Below are 5,410 nucleotides of genomic sequence, written 5' to 3' on the forward strand. Positions count from 1 at the left end.
CGCCCGCTCGCTTACCTCGCTGTTCAAGGCCGGGTTGCGCTACCTGCGACGATGTAGAGCCATGTCGCTGCCGATCCCAGCCCTATGGGCCGTCTGGCCACATCATCAGGGGGAATGAGAAAAATGACGGGTGGTAAGTGAATAGCCGATATAAGGCTGGACGGCCCTGCCGGGCGGTGTTAATTGAATAAAAAGGGCGTTTCGCAATTACATTTTCAGGAATTACAATGAGTTTAGTAACAAGCGTTTCCACAAGCGAGTACAGGCATCAAAAGAACTTCCTGTTTCTGGCAACTATTTTTTTGTGCGGACTATTTTGGGGCACAGGTGCGCTTGCACAGCTTACAAATGACAATAACACCCCTTCAGGGAGTCCGGTCAACACATCCGGATCATCGGGTTCGAACAACGGGCAATCAAACGGTTCCGATGATTCGCAAATTGTCAGCACGGGTCCCTATCAGCCGGATCAGATAGGAGGAGGGCTTCGATTGGATTCAAGCTCCAAAAGCGGCTCTGATGAGGAAAATTCCTTACTCGACATCGATAATCGCCAACTTAAAAAAGCCAAGCCGGGTGAGTATCAAGAATGGATTACCGATGTTACTGGCTTGAAGCTTGACCGTTTTGGATCGGATTTGTTGCTTCCATCGAACCGTGATTTTGCAACGCCAGCCACGTCTACAATTCCGCCAGATTATGCCCTGAATGTCGGCGACGTCATCTCGGTTTCTTTGACTGGCTCTTTGGAGGGCAGCGCAGAATTCGAAATTGATCGGGATGGAAATGTTTTCTTGCCGAATGTTGGAGCAGTGAGTTTGACAGGCGTTCGCTATCGTGATTTGAAAGATCGCATTTCAGCTGCAGTGGGCAGGCAATATCGCGGCTATGACGTTTCGGTCAGTATCAGTAGTTTGCGCGGCGTAAGAGTTTATGTGACTGGTTTTGCAGTCAATCCTGGAGCCTATACGGTCTCCAGCCTATCGACATTGGTTAATGCTGTATTGAAGGCAGGAGGCCCGAATTCTGGCGGCAGTTTTCGCTCCGCCAAATTGTATCGAAATGGTAAGGAGGTCGCAGATTTTGATCTTTACCAACTGCTCCGGGATGGCAATCGGGCCTTGGATCCGATCCTCCAGAACGAAGATGTCATTTTCCTCCCGCCAGTTGGCAACCAAGTTGCTGTTATCGGTAGCGTAAATGAGGCGGCGATCTACGAGGCTAGGCCTGGTGAAACCGTCGAAGACTTGGTTCGATATGCAGGTGGTGCAACGGCACTGGCCGATGCTTCGCGAACGATCCTGTATAGGCTAAGTGATCAGGACACGGTCGGCAGCCAGCAGCTTGACAGAACAGCTTCTGCTGTCGAGCGAATTGAGGCGGGTGACATATTGCAAATACTTCCCCTTGGCTCGCTTGTCCGACCGCTGGAACGTCAACAGGCTGTCGTGCGCCTTGAGGGAGAGGTAAACAAGCCGGGCAATTATTATGTCCCGCCGGGAACACCACTTGGCACCGTTATTGAAATGGCTGGCGGCCTCACATCCAGGGCCTTTCCTTTCGGTACACAATTTGAGCGGGAGTCGGTCAGAGCGCAGCAGCGTCGCGGTTTTCTAGAAGCAATAGAGCAGATGGAAATGGCTCTTGCTGCGGCACCGTTGAGCTCCGACCGTGCGTTGCAGGCATCTGAACGTGAAGCGCAGATCAATTTCGCTAGGGCTTTTATTGCCAAGCTGAAGGACAACGAACCTGATGGCCGGTTAGTTTTGGGTTTGACAGCGGAAATGAGCAATCTGCCCCCGGATATTCTGCTGGAGAATAATGATCGAATATACGTCCCGCCTCGGATTAATAGCGTTGGCGTGTTTGGGGCGGTTTATCGCCCGGCTACCTTCTTGATGAACAAGAACAAGCGTTTGCGAGTGAAAGATTATGTCGAGTTGTCCGGCGGCCCGATCCGCGGTGCGGATAAAGGGAATATATTTGTTGTGCGCGCAAATGGCTCGGTGCTGACCCGCTCTCGCGGTGCAATGGGAAGCTCGACCCTGCCTGGCGACACCATCTTCGTGCCGATAAAGACTCAAAACCTCTCGTTCTTGTCCAAATTGGCTGACATCTCTCAAATCATCTTTCAATTTGGCTTGAGTGCTGCTGCGTTGGCGGCAATCCAATGATTACGCGTTCACAATCATTGACAGGCAAAATTGCGGGCGCCCCGGGGCTTCGAAATAACCGGTTCCGACGATTGCTCACCATCGGTTTGATCTTGATTTGCTTAGCTTTGAGCGTCTTTCCTGAGAAATATCGTGCAGTCGTAAGCTTGACGCCTTCTGACCCGGGCTCACTCGGACTGAGCGGTGCACTGGGGCAACTTGGCGCGGTCAGCAGCGTATTCGGCAATCAGGCAGCCGTAGAGGTCAGCATGAAAGTCGCGAAGAGCGATGCATTGCGTGATGCAGTTGTCGAAAAACTGGGCCTGAAAGAGCGTTTGGGCAAATCGCGACTGGAAACCTTGCGTTGGCTTGACGACGAAGTGGATATAACTTCGTTGCGTGGCGGGATAATTGAAATCGACATGGATATGCGCGATGCAGATCTCGCGCTAGATGTGATTTCTGCATATGGAGAAGCGGTCCGTTCGGAGCTCGCAATCGTCTCAAAAAACCAGACTGGCTATAAACGTGACATATTGCTTCAACTTGTTGACGAAGCCAGCGACAAGCTCGCCGTTTCGCAAGCGGCTTATGATTCGTTTCGGCTCAAGACACGCTATACTAGCCCGTCGGCGGCGTTCGATGGGGCAGGTGATCGGATACCAAAGCTGGAATCACTTATCCTGGACAAGGAGCTTGAACTGGACGTGGCACGCAGGTTCAATACCGACGAAAATGTCAAGGTTCAGAAAATACTTGCTGAAATGCGTTCTTTGGAACACCAGCTCGTCTTGGCTCGCTCCACATCTTCAGAAAGCAAGAGTTCGATTGGCCAAGTTGTTATTCAGTCTCGAAAGGCTGAAAAATTGCAGCGTGATCTAGATGTCTCCCGGGGTTTGTATTACAATTACTACCGATTTCTTCAGGGAACGACAGTCGAAGATTTGACTTCGACCGCTAACATTCGAATTCTGGAGCCTCCGCATATCGACGCTGAGCGACAGTATAACCTTATCCCATTGAGCATCGCATCGATCCTCTTTCTGCTATCGTTGGCCGTTGAATTCTATCTGATGCGCCCGCCACTGGAAGTAAGAGAATTATCATGACAGCTCGCTCGGGTGTCGATCGCCCTGATCTCTCCATCATCATCCCCTGCAAAAACGAAGAAGAAAATGCTCTGGCGATATATTCCGCCGTTCTCGCGGAAATCGAATCTCTAGGTATGAAGTTTGAGATCATCTTCATAGACAATGACTCGACTGATCGTACGGTTGAGAGTTTACGTAGAATTTGCGCTAGCGACCCCCGTGTACGACTGATCATAAATGCCCGAGACTATGGGCAAATGCGATCACCGGTCCACGCGATTTTTCAGGCAAGAGGACGGGCTATAATCGGCATGTGTGCGGATTTCCAAGACCCGCCATCTTTGTTGCCCGAGTTCGTAACACGGTGGCGCAATGGCGCCGAAATTGTACTGGGTGTAAGGCAAGAAGAAAAAAGTACAGGTTTCCTGCACCGTCAATTGCGCAATATTTCTTATTGGTTGTCGCGCAATTTTAGCGACTATCCAGTTATTCCCAATGCAACCGGTTTTGGCCTTTATTCGGCGCGCGCTGTCGATGCTATACGGAAAATTGACGAACCGGAGCCCTTCTTCCGGGGCTTGTTGGTTGAAACCGGCTATCGACTGGAAACCATCTCGTACGATCGACCAGAACGTGCGGGTGGGAAATCAAAGAACAGCGCTTCTGCGCTGTTAGATTTCGCCATGTCAGCGCTTGCTGGATCATCAAAGCGGCTATTGCGCATACCAATTTATATCGGCGCGCTTGGAGCACTTATGACGCTGGTTATGCTGATCGGTGGTATATTAGCCTTTTGCTTTGACAGACCGATTGCTGGCTGGTTCATTGCCGCGATTGTTCAGGCTGAATTTGCGCTGCTGTTCGGATTTCTGGGCTTGCTCGGCGACAATCTACGGATCATCTCAGAACGGACGCGCCGCACACCGCTTGTGTTGGAACGCGAACGTGTAAATTTCCCTCCCGAAGAATGACACTCAAGCCCCTCCATCGGTTGCAGATCGTCGAACTTTGGCGTTACTATCAAGCAGGGATCGTCAATACGATCTTTGGCTTGGCAATATATAGTTTGTTGGTCTGGCTTGGATTTAACATCTATGCTGCGCAGATTCTATCGCATCTTTGTGGCGTGCTGTTTAACTACGTAACCTATAGTCGATTTGTGTTCCCCAATTCACTGCCTGCCCGCATGCGTTTCCTGCTTGCTTATGTGGTCAATTATTTGGTCAGCCTGGTTACAATGGCGGTTCTCGATCAGTTTCTAGAATCTCCATATGTACTTGGAATCGTTACAGTTCTCATTGCTTCCATGATCAACTATATTGTCCTCAAAAAATTTGTTTTTCAGAAGCGATCCGATGCATAGTCTGAGATCAACCATCCGCCCACATTTGGTTATCGAATATCTGTTCATGCTTGGAATCATTGCCGCGCTGGTCCACATGACGGTTTTCTTTGTCGATAACGGATATTTGCGGCAGCCGTTTTTCTATGAACCGTCTGGTACCTGGATGGATTGGTACTCACTTAGTGTTTTTGGGCGGCAAGAAGGTGCCTACGATATCAATGGCACAATTTATCCGCCCCTCTCTTTCGTCATCATGGGTATATTTGGGTTCGACGGCTGTTATGAGTCCAATTTTTCCGAGGAAGTGCGCTACTGCGATTGGCTTGGTATGGTTTTCATTTGCGCGACGTACCTGATTGCTGTCGTGTTGACGTTCGTTCATTTTTATAAATTTGATCGCACTACTTTTTTTCCTCGGGCCTTTGCGATCGCATTTGGTTTTCCAATGTTATACGGATTTGAACGCGGAAATACGGTCATTCTGGCCTATATATTCTATCTCCTTGCCTTCGGTTATTTGATCAAATCCGCGCGTCTGAGGTGGATATGCGCTGCAATGGTGGTCAATTTGAAGGTATACATGATAGCTGCGATCTTGACCCCTCTAGTTCGGCGCCGATGGCGAGCCGTTGAAGGCATGCTGATCGCCATCGTGCTGGTCTATTTAATATCTTGGCAAGTCTTGGGAGAAGGCAGCCCAGCTCAGGTAATACGAAACCTAACAATCTATTCTGGCGGTTTCGGTGCTCAGCGCCTTCTCGACCTGTGGTTCTCCTCAAGCTTGGTGCCACTAAGGACTCTGATGGAGAGTGAATTTCCGC

Annotated in this window: 5 protein-coding genes; all 5 read left to right on the forward strand. The window is 50.0% G+C overall.

Annotated features, from left to right (window positions below; all coding sequences use genetic code 11):
* The first annotated feature begins 227 nt into the window (after window positions 1-227).
* Entirely contained in the window at window positions 228-2,174 is a 1,947-nt protein-coding gene (locus tag ACESNI_RS13200; RefSeq protein WP_373087564.1) for an SLBB domain-containing protein, read from the forward strand.
* On the forward strand, window positions 2,171-3,262 hold the full coding sequence (locus ACESNI_RS13205) for a hypothetical protein (RefSeq protein ID WP_373087566.1): 1,092 nt from the start codon (window positions 2,171-2,173) through the stop codon (window positions 3,260-3,262). Before ACESNI_RS13200 ends, ACESNI_RS13205 begins: the two co-directional genes overlap by 4 nt.
* Window positions 3,259-4,215 carry a glycosyltransferase family 2 protein gene (locus ACESNI_RS13210; RefSeq protein ID WP_373087568.1) on the forward strand — a complete coding sequence of 319 codons (957 nt, stop codon included), beginning with the start codon at window positions 3,259-3,261 and terminating at the stop codon, window positions 4,213-4,215. The genes ACESNI_RS13205 and ACESNI_RS13210 overlap by 4 nt, the downstream gene beginning before the upstream one ends.
* Window positions 4,212-4,607, forward strand: a complete 396-nt coding sequence (locus ACESNI_RS13215; protein WP_373087570.1) for a GtrA family protein — start codon at window positions 4,212-4,214, stop codon at window positions 4,605-4,607. The genes ACESNI_RS13210 and ACESNI_RS13215 overlap by 4 nt, the downstream gene beginning before the upstream one ends.
* The coding region (locus tag ACESNI_RS13220; RefSeq protein ID WP_373087572.1) for a glycosyltransferase family 87 protein at window positions 4,600-5,410 on the forward strand (811 nt) is incomplete at its 3' end. The genes ACESNI_RS13215 and ACESNI_RS13220, both read left to right, overlap by 8 nt.

This window comes from Sneathiella sp. (genome assembly GCF_041689005.1).
Taxonomy (GTDB): domain Bacteria; phylum Pseudomonadota; class Alphaproteobacteria; order Sneathiellales; family Sneathiellaceae; genus Sneathiella.

Excerpts from the sequence above, each read along its gene's own strand:
- ACESNI_RS13200 (WP_373087564.1), top strand. The coding sequence starts at position 228 with ATGAGTTTAGTAACAAGCGTTTCCACAAGCGAGTACAGGCATCAAAAG.
- ACESNI_RS13215 (WP_373087570.1), top strand. The coding sequence starts at position 4,212 with ATGACACTCAAGCCCCTCCATCGGTTGCAGATCGTCGAACTTTGGCGT.
- ACESNI_RS13205 (WP_373087566.1), top strand. The coding sequence starts at position 2,171 with ATGATTACGCGTTCACAATCATTGACAGGCAAAATTGCGGGCGCCCCG.
- ACESNI_RS13210 (WP_373087568.1), top strand. The coding sequence starts at position 3,259 with ATGACAGCTCGCTCGGGTGTCGATCGCCCTGATCTCTCCATCATCATC.